Origin of the sequence: Hydrogenophaga sp. PBL-H3, from assembly GCF_010104355.1 — a bacterium.
Lineage (GTDB): Bacteria > Pseudomonadota > Gammaproteobacteria > Burkholderiales > Burkholderiaceae_C > Hydrogenophaga.
In genome coordinates this window covers 1,958,846-1,979,911 of sequence record NZ_CP044972.1, presented here as the reverse complement: position 1 = coordinate 1,979,911, position 21,066 = coordinate 1,958,846, and the positions used below count along the sequence as shown (strand labels likewise).

The following is a 21,066-nucleotide window of genomic DNA, read 5'->3' as shown; positions in this document are numbered from 1 at the left end:
CGGGGGTGCTTAGATTTTTCCAACGAGGTCCAGCGAAGGCGTGATGGTCTTGGCGCCTTCATTCCACTTGGCGGGGCAGACCTGGCCAGGGTTGTTGGCCACGAACTGGGCGGCCTTGAGCTTGCGCAGGGTTTCCTTCACGTCGCGAGCGATCGCGTTGTCGTGGATTTCGGCGGTCTTGATCACGCCTTCGGGGTTGATGATGAAGGTGCCGCGCAGTGCCAGGCCTTCTTCTTCGATGTGCACGCCAAAGGCGCGGGTCAGCGTGTGGGTCGGGTCACCGATCAGGGGGAACTTGGCCTTGCCCACGGCGGGCGAGGTCTCGTGCCACACCTTGTGCGCGAAGTGGGTGTCGGTGGTCACGATGTAGACCTCGGCACCGACCTTCTGGAACTCTGCGTAGTTGTCTGCAGCGTCCTCCACTTCGGTCGGGCAGTTGAAGGTGAAAGCAGCGGGCATGAAGATCAGGACCGACCATTCGCCGCGCAGGCTGGCGTCGGACACGGGCACGAACTTGCCGTTGTGGAAGGCTTCGGCCTTGAAGGGCTGGACGGTGGTGTTGATCAGGGACATGGTGGTTTCCTTAAGTGTGGAGTTGCAGGGAAGGGTGAAAAGGGTGCTGTTGCTGCAGCAATGGGTCAGACTATAGCTCAGGTCTATCGATAAGACGGATTGATAGTCACTATCCGATCGATAGCTGATCTGTTGCAACGCAGCATGGAAGCCAGTTTCAGCATTACATATTAATGCGAATCGTTCTCGTTATATATACAATTGCCGCTTCAAGCCAGCCAGGACGCAGACGCGTGCAGCCAGCCGAAAACCCTTCAGCTTGTTGCCACCATGTCCCATCGGAAACCCCATTCCCGCCCAGCCCCCGTCCGCCCCGCTTCTTCGACACACTCGACCGCTTCCACGGCCGTGCTGCCCTTGGGCGCCATGCTCCTGGCCGGCTCGCTGAGCGCCATGGCACAAAGCACACCGTCCGACACCCTGCCCACCGTTACCGTGCGCGAGCAGGCCGATGTGCCGCAAACCAAAAACAGTTTGCGCACCACCGAGAGCGGCATCGGCAAAGGCAACCAGGCGCTGCGCGACATCCCCCAATCAGTGACGGTGATGACCGAGCGCCTGATCGACGACCGCAACCTCGACGACTTTCGCGAGGTGCTGCGCACCACCGCCGGCGTGACTTTCCAGGCCGGCGAGACGGGCGAGGAAGACGTGCGCCTGCGCGGCTTCTCGCTGGGCCAGGCCGGCGACATCTACACCGACGGCATCCGCGACGGCGCGCTCTACGAGCGTGACACCTTCAACAACGACCGCGTGGAAGTGCTCAAGGGCTCGGCGTCCATGCTGTTCGGCAAGGGCTCCACCGGCGGCGTGGTCAACCAGGTCAGCAAGCAGCCGTTTTTGCTGGACCAGCACGAGGTGACCACCACGCTGGGCACCGGCCGCGAAGCCCGCCTGACCGGCGACTTCAATTTCATGACCGGCGAAGACTCGGCTTTCCGACTCAACGCCATGGTGCACGAGGAAAACAACTATGGAGCCAAGGTGAGCAAGCGCGGCATTGCGCCCACCTACCGCTGGGGCATCGGCTCGCGCGACGAGTTCTCGGTGGGCCTCTACCACCTGGAATCCGAAGGACGGCCGAACTACAACCACCCCTGGTTCACCCAGAACGGCGTGATCCAGCCCACGCTGTCAGCGCGCAACTACTACGGACTGGCCAGCGACCACCTCAACACATCGGCCGACTACGTCACGCTCAGTCACACCCACCGTTTTGACCGCCAGAACTCGTTGACAACGCGCGTGCGCCATGGCCGCTACGAACGCGACCTGTGGGCCAGCGTGATCGGTTTCCGCCCGGCGGCCGAACAACCTGGCGGCGTGGCTGTTTCGCCATCCACCCTCGGCCCCAACACGGTGCTCGGCCGCACGCCCAAGGGCCGCATCGGCGTCAGTGAAACCACGCAGATCCAGAGCGACTTTGTGGGCACCTTCAATGGCCTGGGCAAGAAGCACGACTTGCTCGCCGGCCTGGACCTCTACCAGGACGACGCCAGGCGCGCCAACAGCTTCGCGGGTGCCAACAGCGGCCTCACCACCACGGTGGGCACGCCCAACGACGGCGACTCGCGCGCCGACCTGCGTGGTGCCGTGCCGTTCAACACCTTCGATGCGCGCAACATCGGTCTGTACGTGCAGGACACGGTCAGCCTGACCTCCACCGTCAAGCTCATCGGCGGCCTGCGCTACGACAACTTCAGAGCCACCTACGTGACCAACACCGGCGTGGCCAACGATGTGTCGGCGAACCTGTGGAGCCCACGCGTGGGCGCCACGTTCCAGCCCGATGACGACACCTCGTACTACGTGTCGTTCGGCACCTCGTTCAACACCTCGGGCGACACCTACCAGTTCACGCCGGGCGCCCCCAACACCCGGGACGCCAACACGCCACCCGAGAAGAGCCGCAACCTGGAAATCGGCGGCAAGTTCGAGCTGTTCGAAAAACGCGCATCCCTGGGCGCGGCGCTCTTCTACTCGGAGAAATACAACGAACGCAACACCGACCCGGACACCGCCAGCCAGCAACAGCTGCTCTCGGGCAAGCGCCACGCGGCGGGCATGGAGTTCAACCTGTCCGGTCGCATCACGCCAAAGTGGGACATCTTCTACAACCACACCTGGATCCCGAGCGCGAAGATCGACCAGAGCAACGTGGCTCGCAACGCCGCCGGCACGGGCGCACAGGTGCAGGGCGACCGCCCCGCCCTCACACCCAAGCACAGCGCCAGCCTGTGGACCACCTACCTGGTGTTGCCCAAGCTGCGCGTCGGTGGTGGCCTGAACTACCGGGGCAAACAGAGCCCGGAAGGCGCGCGTCATCTCGTGGCCGACAGCTTCGTCACGTTCGACGCCATGGCCGAATACACGATCACCGAAACCACCACGCTCAAGCTCAACGTCACCAACCTGACCGACGAGCTCTACGCCGACTCGCTGTACCGCGGCTTCTACGTCCCGGGTGCTGCGCGCAGTGTCCAGTTGACCTTGAAGAAGCTGTTCTGACGCTGGCTCTACCTCACTGACACACCATGCTGCTGCACCTCAAGAACATCCTCACCGCCCCTGAGATCGACACGGCCCGCTCCCTGCTGGGCCCACAGGCGGCCTGGATCGACGGTCGCAGCAGCGCGGGCGTGCAGGCCCTGGGTCAGAAGAACAACCAGCAACTCGCTCAAGACAGCGATGCCGCGCAGTCCCTGCGCGGCATCGTGCTGGCGGCAGTCAACCGCGACCCGCTGTTTTTCTCGGCCGCCTTGCCACGCAAGGTGTTCAACCCGCTGTTCAACCGCTACAGCGGAGACTCCAATGCCTACGGCGCGCATGTGGACGGCGCCGTGCTGCATTCCAAAGCCACCCAGCAATGGGTGCGTTCCGACATCTCCTGCACCCTGTTCCTGAGCGAGCCCGACAGCTACGACGGCGGCGAACTGATCGTGCAGGACACCTTTGGCGAGCAGCGCATCAAGCTGCCCGCCGGCGACATGGTCATCTACCCCGGCTCCAGCGTGCACCGCGTCGAACCGGTCACGCGAGGCGAGCGCATCGCGAGTTTTTTCTGGGTTGAGAGCATGGTGCGCAGCGACGAACACCGCCGCCTGCTGTTCGACCTCGACATGAACCTTCTCGCGCTGCGAAAGCGCCACGGCGAAACCTCGGAAGCCACAGCCCTGACCGGCACTTACCACAACCTCCTGCGCCTGTGGGCCCACACATGAACCCCTCCCTGCTCGCCGACACCTTGCCCGATGGCATGTTCACACTCGCCGACCATGAGCACCAAGCCGGCTTGCGCCTGAGCGAAGCGGTCCGGGCCTATTTCAACGGCGGCGCCGCCGACCAGCTCACCCTGCGCGCCAACACACGGGCCTGGCAAGACATCGCTCTGCTTCCCCGGGTGATGCGGCCCCTGGCCAGTGGCCACACCCGCGTCGAGCTGCTGGGCCGCACGCTGGCCCACCCGCTGCTGGTCGCGCCCATGGCCTATCAGGCGCTGGCCCACGCCATGGGCGAACAGGCCACAGCCATCGCAGCCGCTGCGCTCGGTACCGGACTGGTGCTCAGCACCCAGTCCAGCACCCGGCTGGAACAGGTGGCGCGCGCCTACCTGCCAGATGCCGGGCGCGGCCCGTTGTGGTTCCAGCTCTATCTGCAGCCCGACCGCGGTTTCCTGCGGGAACTCATTCAACGCACCGAGGCTGCCGGCTTTGAGGCCCTGGTGCTCACGGTGGACGCTCCGGTCCATGGTGCGCGCGATGCCGAGCGCCGCGCCGGCTTCGAGCTTCCGCCTCACGTGTCGGCGGTCAATCTGAATGGCATGCGCCTGCCACCCACCACGGCCTTGCAGCCCGGCCAAAGTGCACTGTTCGACGGTCTGCTCACGCATGCGCCCACCTGGGACGACATCGCCTGGCTTCGCTCCATCACCCGCCTGCCCGTGCTGCTCAAGGGGGTGGTGCACCCGGACGACGCACGCCAGGCGTTGACCTGCGGTGCGGCCGGGGTGATCGTCTCCAACCACGGTGGGCGCACACTCGACACCATGCCCGCCACCGCCGCACTGCTGCCGCGTGTGGTGCAGGCCGTTGCCGGTGATGCACCGGTGCTGGTGGACGGCGGCATCCGCCGTGGCACCGATGTGCTCAAGGCCATGGCGCTTGGTGCATCGGCCGTGCTGGTCGGCCGTCCCGTGCTGCACGGTCTGGCCAACGCGGGCGCCAACGGTGTGGCACACGTGCTGCGCCTGCTGCGCGACGAACTCGAGATTGCCATGGCGCTCACCGGCTGCCGCACCCTGGCCGATGCGCCAGGGGCGCTGTGGGCCCAGGCGCACAGCCGTTGATTGCTCCTTTTTTCGCCTATTTGTGTAAATGCGAAGCATTCTCGTTTAGAATGAACCATCGCGATCCAGTATCCATCCACACCATCGAAAGAGCACACCATGACCACTGGACTCGTCGCCTTCGGCACTGGCCTGATCCTGATGTTGTGTGCTGTGTGGTGGATCTTTCGCGCCTGATACACACACAGCCCACGCCGCTAAACTGATGAACCCGTCCAGCGCCACCCTGGCGCAGCCCTTCTCCTCCCTGCCTGACGCCATGCCCAACCGCCTGCACCGCCGTCTGGCCATCGTGCTTGCGGTGGTTGCGTTTCACGTGGGCGCCCTGTGGGCACTGCAGAGCGGCTTGCTCAAGCGCGCCGTGGAACTGGTGATCCCGGTGCAGGTCATGGCCGAACTCATCGAGCTGCCGCAACCCCGGATCGAACCTCCTGCTCCTACTCCTGCGCCTGCCCCGCCGGTGGCCGCCCCCACGCCGCCCCGGCCCAGGCCGCAGCCGGTACCTCAGCCCGTGCCGCAACCAGTGGCAACACCCACGCCAGCACCCTCCACGCTGGCGCCCGTGGTGCCACCCAGCCCGCCCGCGCCGTCCACACCCACGGAGCCGGTGGTGGCCGCGGCGCCACCGTCCCCGCCCGCGCCCCCGGCACCACCCCGCATCGAACTGCCGTCGAGCAGCGCCGACTACCTCAACAACCCGCGCCCGCCCTACCCGCCGCTGTCCAAGCGCCTGGGTGAACAAGGCAAGGTCGTGGTGCGCGTTTTCATTGAAGCGGACGGCACCGCCTCGCGGGCTGAGGTGCGCACCTCCAGCGGCTTCGAACGCCTGGACCAGACGGCCGTGCAGACCGTGCTGCGCTGGCGCTACGTGCCCGGCAAGCGCGCCGGCGTGCCCGAGGCCATGTGGTTCAACGTGCCGATCAATTTTGTTTTGGAATAAACCCCGCACACGGGAGTCAGGAAAATCATGGAACCGCAACTCGCAACTTCGGGCATTGCCCACGTCTGGACCCAGGGCGACTGGGTCACCCGCTCGGTGGCCATCGTGTTGCTGCTCATGTCGCTGGCCACCTGGATCATCATCCTGTGGAAGGCGCTGGACCAGCGCGCCCAGCGCCGCCAGGCCAAGGGCGTTGAAGGCTTCTGGCACAGCGCCGACTTCGCCGAAGGCCTGGACAAGCTCGGTGACGCCGAGGGCAACCCGTTTCGCGCCGTGGCCCTGGAAGGCCGCGAATCGACCCGCCATATCCTGCACAAAGATGGCCACAACGGCTCGCCGCCGCAGCGCCAGCTGCACGACAGCCTGGATGTGAGCGACTGGGTCGAGCGCTCGCTGCGCAAGAGCGTGGACGATTTCACCGCGCGCGCCCAGAGCGGCCTCTCGGTGCTGGCCTCGGTGGCCTCCACCGCGCCCTTCGTGGGCCTGTTCGGCACGGTCTGGGGTATTTACCACGCATTGCTGAGCATTGGCGCGGCTGGCCAGGTCAGCATCGACCAGGTGGCCGGTCCGATCGGCGAGGCACTGATCATGACCGCGCTGGGTCTGCTGGTGGCCATTCCAGCCGTGCTGGGCTACAACGCCCTGGTGCGCGGCAACAAGGGCATCAGCCACCAGCTCAACCGCTTCGCGCACGACCTGCACGCCTACTTCGTCACCGGCGCCCGCGTCACTGCGGGTGGTGATGGCAAGGTGCTGCCGATGAAGAAAGCCTGAAGAGGAACCACACCATGGCCATCGGAACCCAACAGGACAGCGACGACATGATGAGCGAGATCAACATGATCCCGTTCATCGACGTGATGCTGGTGCTGCTGATCATCTTCATCATCACGGTGCCGGTGATCAAGCACGCGGTCAACATCGAGCTGCCACAGGCCAGCATGGAGAAGGTGCAGGACAAGCCGGAGAACATCCGCCTGTCGGTGAACGCCGATGGCGCCTATTTCTGGAACGATCAGCGCGTGGAAGACGCCGAGTTCGCAGCCCGCCTGCAGGCCGCGGCCGCCCGGGAGCCTCAGCCCGAACTGCACATCCGCGGCGACAAGGCCGTGCGCTACGAGCGCGTGGCCCAGGCCATGGCCACCGCGCAGCGCAGTGGCGTGCGCAAGATCGGCTTCATCACCGAGCCCGCGCCATGACCACCGAGCCTCGCCTGGACCCCAACCGGGAGCCAGCCCCGGCAGATCGCGGGTCCGACCCGAGACAAGGCACCTCGGCCGCCCTCTCGAGCGATTCGCTGCTTCGAGGCCAGAAGGCCGTGACGATCAGCCACAACGGATCCGTCTACCGCCTGCAGGCCACACGCCAGGGCAAGCTGATCCTGACCAAATAGTGTTTTGAATCGTGGGGCGACCCCGGGGAACTCAGCGTTCCCGGGTGTCGTTTTTGACCAGCCAGGGGGCGTTGCGCCCGGTTAGCCAGGTCTTTTTTGATCAGAGTCCGATGGCCGCGATGCCCGCTTTGGCAATCTGCGCGTCTTCGGTCGACTTCACGCCGCTCACACCCACCGCGCCGAGGCACTGGCCGTCTTTCATGATCGGCACACCGCCCTCCAACATGCCCGAGAGGAACGGCGCGCTCAGGAACGACATGCGGCCCTGGTTGATCACGTCTTCATAGACCTTGCTCTCACGCCGGCCCATGGCTGCGGTGTGGGCCTTGGCCGGAGCAATGTGCGAGGAGATCGCCGGTGCGCCGTCCAGGCGCTGCAGGCCCAGCAGGTGACCGCCGTCGTCCACGATGGCGATGGTGACCGCCCAGTTGTTCTTCAGCGCTTCGGCCTCCGCAGCGGCAGCGATCAGTTTGACGTCGGCGCTTTCCAGCGTTGGTTTGTTTTTCATGAACTCAAGTCCTGTTGGAGTGTCTGATGGAGATTGCAGACCGGGATTGTGAACGCCCGAGTACGCATGCAGGACGATACCGCGACCATTGAGGGCCGTCAGGTCACAAGTGACCTTACCAAAAATGCGGTTTCCGCCTCGCTGTGCCCGAGCAGCATCCGAACCCTACAATGCATTTCCACCGGTCGGGCCTCATTCCGATGCCCAGACACCGGCCCCACGTGTCAGATGATGAAGGAGATCACCACCATGACCGATCAAGTCCACACCAGCGGCCGCTTCGGCACCGCCGTATCGAGCGATGCGCAACGCAACAACGTGATGCGCAACACCTACTGGCTGCTGGCCTTGTCCATGCTGCCGACCGTGCTGGGCGCCTGGATCGGCGTGCAGACCGGCATCACCGCCAGCCTGGGCGGTGGCCTGGGCCTGATCGTCTTCCTGGGCGGCGCCTTCGGATTCATGTACGCCATCGAGAAGACCAAGAACTCCGCCGCCGGTGTGCCCGTGCTGCTGGGCTTCACTTTCTTCATGGGCCTCATGCTCTCGCGCATGCTCGCCACGGTGCTGGGTTTCAGCAACGGCTCCAGCCTGATCATGACGGCCTTCGGCGGTACCGCCGGCGTGTTCTTCATCATGGCCAATCTATCGACCTTGATCAAGCGCGACATCTCGGGCATGGGCAAATGGCTCTTCGTCGGTGCCCTGGCCATCATGATCGGCGCGATCATCAACGTGTTCGTGGGCAGCCCGGCCGCCATGGCCGCCATTGCCACCATCGCCATCGTGGTGTTCAGCCTGTACCTGCTGTACGACCTCAAACGCATCGTGGACGGCGGCGAGACCAACTACATCACCGCCACCCTGGGCCTGTACCTGAGCCTGTTCAACATCTTCCAGAGCCTGCTGATGCTGCTGGGCATGTTTGGCGGCGAGCGCGAGTAAGCCGTTCGCTGCGCACTGCGCGCACTTCGGGAAAAGGACCTTCGGGTCCTTTTTCTTTGCCGGTTCACGTCTGTCGCCAATCAGGTGTCAAGTTCTCGGGGAAGACGCCGAAACAACTGGAAACCCACACCAAACACCATGCGACACACAGCCCTCACCGCCTGCCTTCTTGGTGCCGCCAGCCTGCTGGCGGGCTGTGACGCGCTCGGCGTCGAGAGCGCCAGTCAGGTTGCTGCCAAAAAGGAAGCCGAGGGCAAAGCCATTGGCAGCGCCTGCCGCCATGCGGTGCGCAGCATCGAGGACTGCTTCGGCGGATACCCGCGCGCCGGCAAGGCCGCTGTGTTCGCCGGCTGGAAAGAGATGGACGAGTACATGCGCGAGAACTCGATCGTCGGCATGCCGGCCGAGCCCGCACCGGCCGGAGCCACCCCCGCCGCCGGCCCCAAAACACCCGACGGCGGCAAGCCCGCGCGCACCTCCTGAGCCGCAACAGGCCCGCGCCTATTCGGTCGCGGCGTCCTGGCCGGGCACCCGTGTCGGGTCCAGCTCGAACACCGCCATGCTCTCCACGTGCGCCGTGTGCGCAAACATGTTGACCACGCCCGCCGCCACGCAGCGGTAACCCGCCTGGTGCACCAGCAGGCCTGCGTCGCGCGCCAGCGTGGCCGGGTTGCAGCTCACATACACGATGCGCTGCGGTGGCGTCCAGCCACCGCGCTGGGCCGGGTTCTGGTGCAGGTCAGCCAGGGCCTTGGCCAGCGCGAATGCACCCTCGCGAGGCGGATCCACCAGCCACTTTTGCGCCGATCCGTCGGACACCAGCAGCCCCGGGGTCATCTCGAACAGGTTGCGTGCGGCAAACGCCGTGGGCGCCAGCGGAGCGCTGCGCCCGGCCTGGTTCAACGCGAGGTTGTCGCGTGAACGCGCCACCAGCGCCTCACTGCCTTCGATGCCCAGCACTTCACCGGCGGTGGTGGCAATCGGCAAGGTGAAGTTGCCCAAGCCGCAGAACCAGTCGATCACGCGCTCATCCTTGCGAGCGTCGAGCAGACGCAAGGCCCGTGTGACCAGCACGCGATTGATGGCCGGATTGACCTGGGTGAAATCGGTCGGCTTGAAGGGCATGGTGATGCCGAACTCGGGCAAGGCATAACTGAGCACGGGACCGTCCACATCCAGCAGCTTGACCGTCTCCGGTCCCTTGGCCTGCAGCCACCACTGCACACCGTGCTGCTGTGCAAATGCACGCAGGCGGCTGAGGTCGTCCTCGCTCAGCGGCTCCAGGTGGCGCAGAACCATGGCCGTGACTTCATCGCCACAGGCCAGCTCAATCTGCGGGCAGGTCTCGCGCGCATCCATGCCGAAGATGAGTTCGCGCAGCGGCATCAGCATCTCGCTCACATGGGGCGGCAGCACCGGGCAGACCTTCATGTCGGCCACGTAGCGACTCTTGCGCTCATGAAAACCGATCAGCACCTCGCCCTTCTTGTGCACATGGCGCACCGACAGGCGCGCGCGGAAGCGGTAGCCCCAGGCCGGCCCTTCGATCGGGCGCAGCATCCGCTCGGAGCGGACCTTGCCCAGGTGCCAGAGGTTGTCTTCCAGCACGCGCTGCTTCACGGCCACCTGGGCGGACTCGTGCAGGTGCTGCATCTTGCAGCCGCCGCATGCGCCGGCGTGCAGGCCGAAGTGCGGGCAGCCCGGGCGAACGCGCTGTGAAGACTCGTGGTGCACAGCCGACACGACACCGGCTTCCCAGTTGTTCTTCTTGCGGTGCACGTTCACGCTGACCTGCTCAAACGGCAGGGCGCCTTCAATGAAGACCACCTTGCCATCGGGCCGGCGGGCGATGCCCTGGGCATCGATGTCCAGGGATTCCACGGCGAGCCAGCCGTCGGGCAAGGGGCTCTCGGGTGCGTCGTGGGCCGCGGCGTTGGCGGTGGTGAGGAGGCTGTTTTCGTGGAGGGTGGCTGCGGTTGTCATGCCCCGATTGTCTCAGGCCGCGTTTCGCCACCGGGCCGTCCCAAGGCGAAACATTCCTCTCAGGCGACAGCGACCCGCGCAGTGATGGAGCGTGGGGGTCCTATACCCAGGCTTTGAGATATTCGTCCCAGTGCGATTCGGTGGGCGCCAGGTTGCCCAGCGTCTCCTTGACCATCGCGATTTCCTGCTCGTATTCGGCCTCGGTCAAGCCGCCCCGCATCTTCTGGAAGCGGCAATACACGAGGTAGGTGTTCATCACGTCGGTCTCGCAGTAGCGGCGGATGTCCTCGGTCTGCCCCGCCAGAAACTGCGCGTACACCTGCGAGCCGTCCATGCCGAGCTTGCCGGGGAATCCGCAGAGCTTGGCCATGGCGTCCAGCGGGGCGTTGTTCTTGGGCGAGTACATGGCCAGCAGGTCCATCAGGTCCAGGTGACGCATGTGGTAGCGGCTGATGTAGTTGTTCCACTTGAACTCGCGGTCGTCCTCGCCGAGGTCCCAGTACTTGCTCGCCTCCACGCCGTGGCGCAGGCCGCGGTAGTGCAGCACCGGCAGATCAAACCCGCCGCCGTTCCAGCTCACCAGTTGGGGCGCGTGTTTCTCCACCGCGTGAAAAAAGGTCTGCACCACCTTGCCTTCGCTCTGGCCGTCGCGGTCCACAAACGAATGGATGCGCAGCCCCTCGGCGTTGCGAAACACACAGCTGATCACCAGCACACGCTGCAGGTGCAGCGGCATGAAATCGCTCTGCCCCTTGGTCTTGCGCTCTTCGAGCCAGGCCGCGTAGACCTGCTCGTCGGTCTGGTCGGCCGGTGCGCCGCGCAGTGCGCGCAAGCCATCAACGTCGGGGATGGATTCGATGTCGAAAACGAGCACGGGCCAGGCCATGGTGGCCCCGGCTCAGCGTTTGGGCAGATAACCGATCGGATCGACCGGCTTGCCCAGGCGGCGCACCTCGAAGTGCAGCTTCACGCGGTCGGCGTCGCTGCTGCCCATCTCGGCGATCTTCTGACCCTGGCGCACAGCCTGGTCTTCGCGCACCAGCAAGGCCTGGTTGTGCGCGTAGGCAGTGAGGTAGGTGTTGTTGTGCTTGAGGATGATCAGGTTGCCGTAGCCACGCAGGCCAGCGCCGGCGTACACCACGCGGCCATCGGCGGCGGCCAGCACCGGGTCACCGATCTTGCCGGCGATCGACACGCCTTTGTTGGTCGTCTCGTCGAAGCTGGACACCACCGTGCCCTGGGCAGGCCACACAAAATTGAGTTCGTCGGCGCCGGCCGAAGCAGGCGCGGGCGCAGGCGCCGGGATGGGGGCGGCAGCGGGCGCGGCTTCGGTGAGGGGGCGCGCCACGACTCCAGCCGGGCTCACGGGGGTGCTCGCCACGGCGGCCGCATGGGGTGCGGCTGCCGGTGGCTGCACGCGCAGCACCTGCCCCACTTCGATCGCGTTGGGGTTGGTCAGGCTGTTCCAAGCCTGGATGTCGCGCCAGTTCTGGCCGTTGTCCAGAGCGATGCGAAACAGCGTGTCGCCCGATTTCACGGTGTAGTAACCGGGCTTGCCGGCATTCTCGGCACCCGGCTGGACCACGGCTTCTGTGGACCGGCCCATGGCGCGGTCTTCGACCGGAGCGGGTCCGGACACACGCCGGGTGGAACAACCCGCGGTGACCAGCAAAGCCGCCAGAACGGTCAGCAGCGCAGCCCCTCGCCAGGCGGAACGACGCGATTCAAGGGGCAGGCCCGATGCCTGGGACAAACGCATGTACATGAAAACTCCCAACCATTGCCGGGGCACGCCAGTGGGCGGCCCCGAATGAAAAAAAATGCTGCCGCTGCTCAGGGCAACGGGACATTCATGCGATGCCCGATTTTAGAGGCACAAAAAACACGGCCTCCAGCTCCGTGCGAACCACGCCGGTAGCCGTTTTGTCCAACACCACGAGGTTTTGCCTGCCTGCCGCCGTGACGGCCGGCGCCACCAGCCGCCCCCCCACCGCCAGCTGATCAATCCAGGCCTGGGGGATGTCGTTACCACCGGCGGCGGCAATGATGGCGGCATAAGGAGCACCTTTGGCATACCCCAGCATGCCGTCACCGAACAACAAGTGCAGATTGGAGACGCGGAAGGCACGAAGGTTCTCGCGCGCTTTCTCGTGCAGGCCACGCAAGCGCTCGATGCTGTAGACCTCGCGCGCCACGTGGGCCAGCACGGCGGCCTGGTAGCCGCAGCCGGTGCCGATCTCCAGCACCCGCCCGAGTCTGGCGGTGTGGCCAGCGCACAGCAGCTCGATCATGCGGGCGACCACGCCGGGCTTGGAGATGGTCTGGCCCAGGCCGATGGGCAGACTCGTGTCTTCGTAGGCCTGGTTCACCAGCGCGGTGTCGACAAACCGGTGGCGCTCCACCGCCTGCAAGGCCGCCAGCACGCCCGCGTGGCTCACGCCTTGCGCCTGGATCTTGCGCACCATGGCCGCGCGCACCGCAGACGAGTCCATGCCCACGCCACTGGACACCACAGGTCTCTGCGCCGGCACGGGCTTGACGACCGGGCGCGGCACTGGTTGCATGGGCGTCAGTGCGGGCTGCGACACCCGTGCGACCGGCTTGCGCACCGTTGGCGGGTGGGGCGCGACCGGCAGCTTGGCCGGAAAGCCCGGACGTGCCTTGCCGCCGTCTTTCAAGAATTCACTCCGGCCGCGGCTTGCAGCACCGCCGGAGACGACAGGCTGGCGGCGGTCGGTGCCCAGTACGCCAGCCGTTCGTGGTCGGTCAGGTCGACTTTCAGCGGCGTGATGGTGGCGTAGCCCTGCACGGCGGCATGGAAGTCGGTGCCCTCGGCATCGTCCTTGGCCTTGCCGGCGCTGCCGATCCAGTACATCGTGTCGCCGCGTGGGTTGGTCTGCGAGATCACCTGCTCGGCCGCATGGCGCCGACCCAGTCGCGCGACCTTGAAGCCCAGGATGTCGGCCAGTGGCCGGTTGGGGATATTCACATTGAGCAGCCAGGGGTCGCCGGGCGGCCCGTTTTGCAATGAGGGCATCAGTTGCGACACCAGCCGCGCCGCCATCTGGCCGGCATCGTCCAGGTGCGCCCAGCCCTTTTCGGTCTGCGAGAACGCAATGGCCGGAATGCCGAACAGGTAGCCTTCCATGGCCGCCCCCACGGTGCCTGAATAGATGGTGTCGTCGCCCATGTTGGCGCCGTTGTTGATGCCCGAGACCACGAGATCGGGCCGGTAGCCCAGCAGGCCGGTGAGCGCGATGTGCACGCAGTCGGCGGGCGTGCCGTTGACATAGCGAAAGCCGTTGTGCGCGGTGTGCACATACAGAGGGGAATGCAGGGTCAGCGCGTTGGACTTGGCGCTGTTGTTGTGCTCGGGGGCCACCACCTCCACATCGGCCAGGCCCTTGAGGGCTTCGTACAGCGCCAAAAGGCCGGGCGCCTGGTAACCATCGTCGTTGGAGATGAGTATTTTCATTGCCCCGATTTTAGGTGGGATCATGCCGGTCACGCTTGAGACAGACAGCGGGCTTACCCGCTTCAAGGCGGGGTCCTGCGCTGCCTATCATGGGGCGATCAAGAACCGTTCAACCGAGGAGATGGCATGCACGCCTGGCTTTGTGAAAACCCCGTGGGCGTTGACGCCCTGACCTGGAAAGAGCTGCCCACGCCCGAGCCCAAGGCGGGCGAGGTGCTGATCGAGATCCAGGCCGCGAGCCTGAACTTTCCCGACCTGCTGATCGTGCAGAACAAGTACCAGATGAAGCCCGCCCTGCCCTTCGTGCCGGGTTCCGAATACGCTGGTGTGGTGCGCGCCGTGGGCGACGGTGTGAAACACCTGCAGGTGGGCCAGAGCGTGGCGTGCCTCAGCGGCACCGGTGGCTTCGGCACCCACACGATCGCACCCGCTGCCCTGTGCATGCCACTGCCTGCCGGTTTTCCGGCGGTGGACGCAGCCGCCTTCATCATGATCTACGCCACCTCGTGGCATGCGCTGATGGACCGCGCGGCGCTCAAGGCCGGCGAGACCGTGCTGATCCTCGGCGCGGCCGGTGGCGTGGGCACGGCGGCGATCCAGATCGCCAAGGCCGCCGGTGCGCGCGTGATCGCCGCCGCGTCGAGCGACGAGAAGTGCGAGCTGTGCAAACAGCTCGGCGCCGACGCCACCATCAACTACAGCGTGCACACGCCGAAAGAAGGCCTGCGCGATGCGATCAAGCAGCTCACCGACGGCAAAGGCCCCGACGTGATCTACGACCCGGTGGGCGGCGATTTCGCCGAGCCCGCGTTCCGCTCCATCGCCTGGCGCGGCCGTTACCTGGTGGTGGGTTTTGCCAGCGGCCCCATTCCCGCCCTGCCGCTGAATCTCACCCTGCTCAAGGGCGCCAGCATCGTGGGTGTGTTCTGGGGCGACTTCGCGCGCCGCGAACCCAAGGCCAATGCCGAGATGATGCAGGCGCTGGCCGTGATGTACGCCAAGGGCCAGGTGAAACCGGTGATCGACCAGACCCTGCCCATGAGCGAGCTGCACAAGGCCTACGCGATCATGGGATCGCGCTCGGTCAAGGGTAAGCTCGTGATGGTCAACTGAACCCCGCCGGAGCCATGTGAAAGCAACCCCATCCCCCAGCCCCAGCGGCCGCCCCAACCACCCGAAGTACCTGGGCCGGTACGAGCTGCGTCAAGTGCTGGGCAAGGGGGTGCACGCCACGGTGTGGCTCGCCCACGACCCGCGCCTGGACCGGCTGGTTGCCATCAAGGTGATGCAGGGGGTGCGTCCGGGCGCTGGTGCCGCCATGGAACCCTGGCTGCGCGAAGCGCGCCATGTGGCCCGGCTGTCGCACCCACACATCGCCACGCTGTTTGAGGCCGACGTCATCGACGGTCAGCCTTCGCTGGTGTTCGAATACGTGTCGGGCCAGACGCTGGCCGGGCACCTGCAGGACACCGGTGCACTGCCCGCGGCAGACGCGGTGGCCCTGATGCTGCCGGTGCTCGATGCCTTGCAGGTGGCGCACGCCGCCGGGGTGGTGCACCGCGACCTCAAACCCTCCAACATCCTGCTCGACCGCAACCTGCGCCCCAAGGTCACCGACTTCGGCATCGCAGCGCGCATGGGCACCTCCGACGCGGATGCCAGCACGGTTCAGGGAACGCCGGGCTACCTGTCGCCAGAAGCCGCCACCGGGCAGGCCGCCACCGCCACCAGCGATGTGTTTGGAGCCGCACTGGTGCTCGCCGAAATGCTGTTCGGCAAGCCGCTGGTGGACGGCAGCGACACCTACCGTGCGATCTACCGCGTGACCCACGAAGACCTGGTGCTGCCCCAGGACAGCGTGCACGAGGTGGACGACGCGCTGCGCACCTTGCTCATGCGCGCGCTGGCGCGCGACGCGCGCAAGCGCATCGGCAGTGCGCAGGCGCTCGCCCAGGACCTGCGCAACTGGCAGGCAAAGCAGCAAGACAACACCAGCGCTGCAGAGCCGCAAGGTAGCCACGCCACGCTGGGCTTCCTGCTGCGGCGCATGCGCCACAAGAGCGATTTCCCCGCCATGTCCGAATCCATCGGCCGCGTGCAGAGCATGGCCTCGTCGGAAAACGAAAGTCTGAACTCGCTGACCAGCGAGATCCTCAAAGACGTGGCCCTGACCAACAAGCTGCTGCGCCTGGTCAACACGGCGCAGTTCGCACACGCTGGCGGTGGCAGCATCAGCACGGTGTCCCGCGCGGTGAGCCTCATTGGTTTTGTGGGTATCCGCAACATCGCCATGAGCCTGGTGCTGCTCGAACACATGCAGAACAAGGCACACGCCAACCTGCTCAAGGCCGAGTTCCTGCGTGCGCTGCTGGCCGGCTCGCTGGCCAGCGATCTGTGCGCCCTCGCGCGCGAGGGCGAAGAGGTGTTCATCGGGTCGCTGTTCCAGAACCTGGGCCGCCTGCTCACCGAGTTCTACTTTCCCGAAGAGGCGCAGCAGATGCGCCAGGGCGTGGCCGCCGGCAAGAGCGAGGACGTGGCGGCCCTGGCCGTGCTGGGCATGACCTGCGAAGACCTGGGTCTGGGTGTGGCGCGCGTGTGGGACCTGCCCGCCAGCATCCAGCGCCTCATGCGCAAACCGGCGGGCAACCCACCCACGCGCACGCCCGCCGACACCGAAGAGCGCTTGCGCTGGTTGTGCCTGGCGTCCAACGAAATGGCCGACGCCTTCCTGCACAAGGAAGGCGATGCGCTGGCGCGCGAACTCGCGCGCCTGTCCACCCGCTACGCCAGCGGCCTGGGGCTGGACAGCCGACACATCCAGGCCACGGCGCTGGCCGCACGCGAAAAACTCGCACAGACCGCCGAAGCCATGGGTGTGCAGGTGGCCGGCGATTCCCCCGCCGCCAGATTGCTGCGCCCCGCACCCCTCAAGGTCCTGCCCGCCGACTCCCTGCAGCCCCTGGAACTGACGGCCGAGCATGCGCCCGACGCGCCCGAGGTCGTCCAGCCATCGGCCCCGCCGCGCCTGGTGTCGGCCGAGCTGCTGGCCACCGGCATCCAGGACATCACCAACGCCATGGTGGAAGACTTCGAGCTCAACGACGTGCTGCGCATGGTGCTGGAAACCATGTACCGCGCGCTGGGTTTTCGCCGGGTGCTGTTCTGCCTGCGCGACGCGGCCACGCAAAGCCTCACGGGCCGCTTTGGCCTGGGCGACGACGCCGCTTCGGTGGCCAAGCTGTTTCGCGTCCCGCTCAAGGACGCGCAGGACCTCTTCGGCATGGTGTGCAACAAGGGCCTGGACACCTTGATCCGCGATGCCAGCGTGCCCAACGTGGCGCAGAAGCTGCCCGTGTGGTACCGCAGCCAGATCAACGCGCCGGCCTTCCTTCTGCTGCCCCTGCAGCTCAAGGGCACGCCTTTCGGCCTGATCTACGCTGACAAGGCGAGTGCTTCCGACATCGCGCTGGACGAGAAGGAACTCGCCCTGCTAAAGACGCTGCGCAACCAGGCGGTGATGGCGTTTCGCCAGTCAAGACCCTAGCCCCAGCATCTGCGCGAGCCCGTGCGGTTCGGCGGGCCGCTCCAGCATCAGGTGGCGCTCCAGATCGCGCAGATGCTGGTCCATCAGCGCCACGGCCGCGTCGGCGTCTCCGCGCGCGATGCAGTCCACGATGCGCTCGTGTTCGTCGTGCTCGCAAGCCGCATTGCCCGGCGGCTGGTGCACTGCCACGATGAGCGAACACCGAGAGACGATCTCGATCAAATAGCGCTGCAAGATGGCATTGCCCGAGAGCTCGGCCAGCCGCAGGTGGTAGGCGCTGGCCAGGCGCGCCCACGACGGTTGGTCCGAACGGTGCATCGCCTGATGCTCCTGCTTCAACTGGGTGCGCAGGGCCTTGAGATCCGAGGGCGTGGCCCGCTCGGCCACCAGCCGCACGATGGCAGCCTCCAGCGCACGGCGCGCCTCAAAGATCTGCTGCGTTTCCTCGCGTGTGGGCACGGCCACGATGGCGCCGCGGTTGGGCCGCAGCTGCACGATGTGGTCGTGCGCGAGCTTCTGCAGCACTTTGCGCACCACCGCGCGGCTCACGCCGAACAACTCGCACAGCGGCGCCTCGGGCAGCTTGGTGCCGGGCGCCAGGCGCTGGCTCATGACGCTGTCGAACACGGCGCGGTAGATGCGCTCTTCCACGTCGTCGTCGTTGGGTTCTGCAGCGGGCGGCAGCGCCTTGGCGCGCGCGGTGGGGGCACGGCGCGGGCGGGCCGGGGGTTCAGCGGTCTTGGGCATTCAGCGTTCCTTGCAGTTGCACCGCCAGTCTGATGAGCGCCAGGTCGCTGCCCGCCGGGCCGAGCAGCGAGATGCCCAGCGCGGTGCCACCGTGCAGCCTGAGTGGCAGGCTCACCTGCGGCAGGCCGGCCAACCCGGCGATGCAGGTGATGGCCATGGTGCGCAGGCGCACCGCGTCCACGGCGGCGGGGTCGGCGTCGCGGCGCGGCGCCAGGCTCGCGGCTGAAGGCAACACGGCCACGCCGTCGCTGCCCAGCAGCGCCCTGACCTGTGCGCGCACGGTGGCGGCCTGCGCCCGCGCGGCAACGGCGGCTTCATCGGTCACCGCACTGGCGGCTTTCCAGCGCGCCCCGATGGCCGCGCCGAACGCCGGCTGGTGCTCGGTGATCCAGGCACCGTGGGTGGCCCATCCCTCAAACGCACCGGCGGTGGCGTAGGTCTGGCGCCAGTCGGTCAGCGGTGTGTTGCCGGCCACGCGCAGGGTGTACGGCTCCGTGTGCAGCAGCGTGGCCAAGGCGTCGCGCGCACGCTGCAGCGGCTCGAAAAACACCGGGTCGGCGAGGTCCCACGCGTCTTTCGGCACCAGCACGCGCGTGGGCGCAAAGTCGCTGGGCGGCAGCAGCACGGCACCCACACGCTCGAAGGTCGCGCTCTCATGCGCCAGCCAGGTCACGGTATCGAACGCGGGGTGCAGCGGCACAAGGCCCTGTGCCGACACCAGGCCGTGTGTGGTGCGCAAACCCCAGAGCCCGGCGTAGCTGGCCGGCACGCGGGTGGAGCCGCCGGTGTCGGTGCCCAGCGCAAAGTCCACCAGGTGGGCTGCCACCGCGGCGCACGAGCCGCTGGACGATCCACCGGGCACGCACTCGGGCGCGGCGCTGTTGATGGGCGTGCCGTAGTGCGCGTTGTCGCCGTGCAGGCTGTAGGCCAGCTCGTCGGTGAGCACCTTGCCCATGAGCGTGGCGCCGGCGCCCAGCAGCTGGGCCACCACCGGGCTGTGTTCGGTGGGCACGGCGTGCGTGGCCAGCCAGGTGGGGTTGCCCGCGCCGGTGGGGTGGCCGGCCACATCGAACACGTCCTTGGCGGCAAACGTCAAACCACTCAAGGGGCCGCTGGCACTGGGCGCGATCACGAAACGGCCGTGCGGCACCCAGGCGCCAACGGTGTCTTTGATGAGAAAACTCATGTCGGCTTTCATGCGAAGGAAGAGGGATCGTTCAACGCGAGGCCATTGACGTACTCGCAGATCTTGCCCGGCGTGGTGAACCAGATGTCGCCGCGGTCGCGCGCCGCGCACAGGTGCTGCAGGGCGCGGCGCAAGTGGCGCAGCCGGTAGGGCTGGCCCACCAGGTAGGGGTGCAGCGCGATGCCCTGCACCAGCGGCTGCGTGCGCGCCTGCTCCAGCATCTCGTCGGTGTTGTCGATGATCATTTGCGCGAAGTCCTTGGCGTCCATCTGGCGCGCCACGATCATGGGAATGTCGTTGAGCTCCTGCGGATACGGCACGGCCCACAGGCCCCGCCCGTCGCGCGTGCGCATGCGCATGGGCTGGTCGTCGTGGCACCAGTTGAGCGTGTAGGTGTAGCCGGTCTCGGCCAGCAAATCCGGCGTGCTGCGGCTCTCGGAAATCCAGGGTGAGAGCCAACCTTTCGCGTCGGCCCCGCTCTCGGCTTTCATGCGCTCGCGGCACAGCACCAGCAGTTCGCGCTCGGCAGCCTCGGCCAACACGCCCTGGCGCTCGGCGTTGCTGTGGCCATGGCCCACCAGCTCGTCGCCCCGCGCCACGAAGGCCGCCACCAGCTCGGGGCAGTGGTCGTACAGCGCGGTGTTGATGAGCGCGGCGGTGGGCAGACCGAGCTGGTCGAAGAGGTCGAGGCAGCGCCACGCGCCCACCCGGTTGCCGTACTCGCGCCAGCTGTAATTGAGCACATCGGGCTGCGGCGAGGCCGGGCCGATGCCGGCGCCCAGTCCTTCACCGAACGCGAAATGCTCGATGTTGAAACCCAGGTAGACCGCCAGGCGCGCGCCGTTGGGCCAGCGGTAGTCGGGCCGGCGCGTGATCGGGCGGTAGGCAAAGCGCCCGTGGTCGGGCAAGGGTCCAAGGTACTGGGCAGGCATGGTGGTTTCCGTCACAGCGTTTCCAGGCCAGCGCGCACCAGCAGCCACTCGGCGCTGTCGTTCCACACCTCCATCTGCGTGATGAGGCCGCAGCTCACCACGTAGCGGTCCACGTAGCGGTTGCCTTCGAACGGTGTGCCGTCGGGCCATTCGCCGTGCAGGGTGCCGATGCTGTAGATGACGGTTTCGGCGTCGGTGCCGCCGGCCACCGTCTCGGTGCGCTCGATGCGTTTTTTCACCCAGCGGTAGCGCGTGGCGTTGAAGGCCGAGCACTCGGCCGGGTCGCTCATGGCGCGCCCGCCGGTGAAGCGGATGCGCAGACCGGGCGCGGTGAAACGGCGAGCGCCGGCCGGGTCGGGAATCATGATGATGCGCAGGAATTCGTCGACCACCTGGGCCGGCGAGAGGGACTGCAAAGGCGCTTCGGACATCGGCTTCTCCACAAAAAATGCACCGTGTTGAGGAATCGTGCACCGCCTTGGTCAGCGACCGGAG

Annotated in this window: 22 protein-coding genes; 11 read left to right on the top strand and 11 right to left on the bottom strand. The window is 66.5% G+C overall.

All coding sequences use genetic code 11. From position 1 onward, the window contains the following. Nucleotides 1-9: 9 nt before the first annotated feature. Nucleotides 10-573 (bottom strand): alkyl hydroperoxide reductase subunit C, encoded by a 564-nt coding sequence (gene ahpC, locus F9Z44_RS09185; protein ID WP_159605455.1) that lies wholly within the window; start codon nt 571-573, stop codon nt 10-12. A gap of 366 nt (nt 574-939) precedes the next feature. Here ahpC and F9Z44_RS09180 point away from each other — a divergent pair, with 366 nt between their 5' ends. The 7 genes from F9Z44_RS09180 (at nt 940) to hemP (ending at nt 7,251) form a co-directional block, all read left to right on the top strand. Beyond that, nucleotides 940-3,081 (top strand): TonB-dependent receptor, encoded by a 2,142-nt coding sequence (locus F9Z44_RS09180; protein ID WP_236574338.1) that lies wholly within the window; start codon nt 940-942, stop codon nt 3,079-3,081. Between the two features lie 26 nt (nt 3,082-3,107). After that, complete coding sequence (locus tag F9Z44_RS09175; RefSeq protein ID WP_159605451.1) at nt 3,108-3,794, top strand: Fe2+-dependent dioxygenase; 687 nt, start codon at nt 3,108-3,110, stop codon at nt 3,792-3,794. Continuing rightward, complete coding sequence (locus F9Z44_RS09170) at nt 3,791-4,918, top strand: alpha-hydroxy acid oxidase (RefSeq protein WP_159605449.1); 1,128 nt, start codon at nt 3,791-3,793, stop codon at nt 4,916-4,918. Before F9Z44_RS09175 ends, F9Z44_RS09170 begins: the two co-directional genes overlap by 4 nt. A 205-nt stretch (nt 4,919-5,123) precedes the next feature. Then, entirely contained in the window at nt 5,124-5,858 is a 735-nt protein-coding gene (locus tag F9Z44_RS09165; RefSeq protein WP_236574308.1) for an energy transducer TonB, read from the top strand. A gap of 27 nt (nt 5,859-5,885) precedes the next feature. Next, the gene (locus tag F9Z44_RS09160) at nt 5,886-6,632 is read left to right on the top strand and encodes a MotA/TolQ/ExbB proton channel family protein (RefSeq protein WP_159605447.1); all 747 of its coding nucleotides are present in this window, start codon (nt 5,886-5,888) and stop codon (nt 6,630-6,632) included. A 14-nt stretch (nt 6,633-6,646) separates the two neighbouring features. Next, complete coding sequence (locus F9Z44_RS09155) at nt 6,647-7,057, top strand: ExbD/TolR family protein (RefSeq protein WP_159605445.1); 411 nt, start codon at nt 6,647-6,649, stop codon at nt 7,055-7,057. After that, the gene (gene hemP / locus F9Z44_RS09150; protein WP_159605443.1) at nt 7,054-7,251 is read left to right on the top strand and encodes a hemin uptake protein HemP; all 198 of its coding nucleotides are present in this window, start codon (nt 7,054-7,056) and stop codon (nt 7,249-7,251) included. Before F9Z44_RS09155 ends, hemP begins: the two co-directional genes overlap by 4 nt. Nucleotides 7,252-7,351: 100 nt before the next feature. Here hemP and F9Z44_RS09145 read toward each other — a convergent pair whose 3' ends face one another. Continuing rightward, nucleotides 7,352-7,759, bottom strand: coding sequence for a GlcG/HbpS family heme-binding protein (locus F9Z44_RS09145; protein ID WP_159605441.1), 408 nt, complete (start codon nt 7,757-7,759; stop codon nt 7,352-7,354). 249 nt (nt 7,760-8,008) lie between these two features. Between F9Z44_RS09145 and F9Z44_RS09140 the strand changes: the two genes are divergently transcribed. Then, on the top strand, nt 8,009-8,704 hold the full coding sequence (locus F9Z44_RS09140; RefSeq protein WP_159605439.1) for a Bax inhibitor-1 family protein: 696 nt from the start codon (nt 8,009-8,011) through the stop codon (nt 8,702-8,704). A gap of 138 nt (nt 8,705-8,842) precedes the next feature. Next, nucleotides 8,843-9,187 carry a hypothetical protein gene (locus tag F9Z44_RS09135; protein WP_236574307.1) on the top strand — a complete coding sequence of 115 codons (345 nt, stop codon included), beginning with the start codon at nt 8,843-8,845 and terminating at the stop codon, nt 9,185-9,187. An 18-nt stretch (nt 9,188-9,205) separates the two neighbouring features. Here F9Z44_RS09135 and rlmD read toward each other — a convergent pair whose 3' ends face one another. The 5 genes from rlmD to surE form a co-directional block, all read right to left on the bottom strand. Beyond that, nucleotides 9,206-10,687, bottom strand: a complete 1,482-nt coding sequence (rlmD, locus tag F9Z44_RS09130) for a 23S rRNA (uracil(1939)-C(5))-methyltransferase RlmD (RefSeq protein WP_159605437.1) — start codon at nt 10,685-10,687, stop codon at nt 9,206-9,208. 100 nt (nt 10,688-10,787) lie between these two features. Then, nucleotides 10,788-11,573, bottom strand: a complete 786-nt coding sequence (locus tag F9Z44_RS09125; protein WP_159605435.1) for a 3'-5' exonuclease — start codon at nt 11,571-11,573, stop codon at nt 10,788-10,790. A 12-nt stretch (nt 11,574-11,585) separates the two neighbouring features. Beyond that, the gene (locus F9Z44_RS09120) at nt 11,586-12,452 is read right to left on the bottom strand and encodes a peptidoglycan DD-metalloendopeptidase family protein (protein WP_236574306.1); all 867 of its coding nucleotides are present in this window, start codon (nt 12,450-12,452) and stop codon (nt 11,586-11,588) included. 85 nt (nt 12,453-12,537) lie between these two features. Continuing rightward, a complete protein-coding gene (locus tag F9Z44_RS09115; RefSeq protein WP_159608648.1) occupies nt 12,538-13,251 on the bottom strand; it encodes a protein-L-isoaspartate(D-aspartate) O-methyltransferase in 714 nt (237 codons plus the stop codon). Nucleotides 13,252-13,361: 110 nt separating this feature from the next. Beyond that, nucleotides 13,362-14,162, bottom strand: a complete 801-nt coding sequence (gene surE / locus F9Z44_RS09110) for a 5'/3'-nucleotidase SurE (protein WP_159605433.1) — start codon at nt 14,160-14,162, stop codon at nt 13,362-13,364. Nucleotides 14,163-14,288: 126 nt separating this feature from the next. Here surE and F9Z44_RS09105 point away from each other — a divergent pair, with 126 nt between their 5' ends. Continuing rightward, complete coding sequence (locus F9Z44_RS09105) at nt 14,289-15,275, top strand: NADPH:quinone oxidoreductase family protein (RefSeq protein WP_159605431.1); 987 nt, start codon at nt 14,289-14,291, stop codon at nt 15,273-15,275. 16 nt (nt 15,276-15,291) lie between these two features. After that, a complete protein-coding gene (locus tag F9Z44_RS09100) occupies nt 15,292-17,706 on the top strand; it encodes a serine/threonine protein kinase (RefSeq protein WP_236574305.1) in 2,415 nt (804 codons plus the stop codon). On the opposite strand, the gene F9Z44_RS09095 is transcribed toward F9Z44_RS09100, so the two are convergent. Genes F9Z44_RS09095 through F9Z44_RS09080 form a run of 4 tightly spaced genes read right to left on the bottom strand, consistent with a single transcriptional unit; the run spans nt 17,695 to nt 21,002 of the window. Further along, the gene (locus tag F9Z44_RS09095; RefSeq protein WP_159605429.1) at nt 17,695-18,453 is read right to left on the bottom strand and encodes a GntR family transcriptional regulator; all 759 of its coding nucleotides are present in this window, start codon (nt 18,451-18,453) and stop codon (nt 17,695-17,697) included. The genes F9Z44_RS09100 and F9Z44_RS09095 overlap by 12 nt on opposite strands. Continuing rightward, nucleotides 18,437-19,639 (bottom strand): amidase, encoded by a 1,203-nt coding sequence (locus tag F9Z44_RS09090; protein ID WP_236574304.1) that lies wholly within the window; start codon nt 19,637-19,639, stop codon nt 18,437-18,439. The genes F9Z44_RS09095 and F9Z44_RS09090 overlap by 17 nt, the downstream gene beginning before the upstream one ends. Before the next feature lie 8 nt (nt 19,640-19,647). Next, nucleotides 19,648-20,571, bottom strand: coding sequence for a polysaccharide deacetylase family protein (locus tag F9Z44_RS09085; protein ID WP_159605425.1), 924 nt, complete (start codon nt 20,569-20,571; stop codon nt 19,648-19,650). A gap of 11 nt (nt 20,572-20,582) precedes the next feature. Then, on the bottom strand, nt 20,583-21,002 hold the full coding sequence (locus tag F9Z44_RS09080; protein ID WP_159605423.1) for a nuclear transport factor 2 family protein: 420 nt from the start codon (nt 21,000-21,002) through the stop codon (nt 20,583-20,585). Nucleotides 21,003-21,066 lie beyond the last annotated feature (64 nt).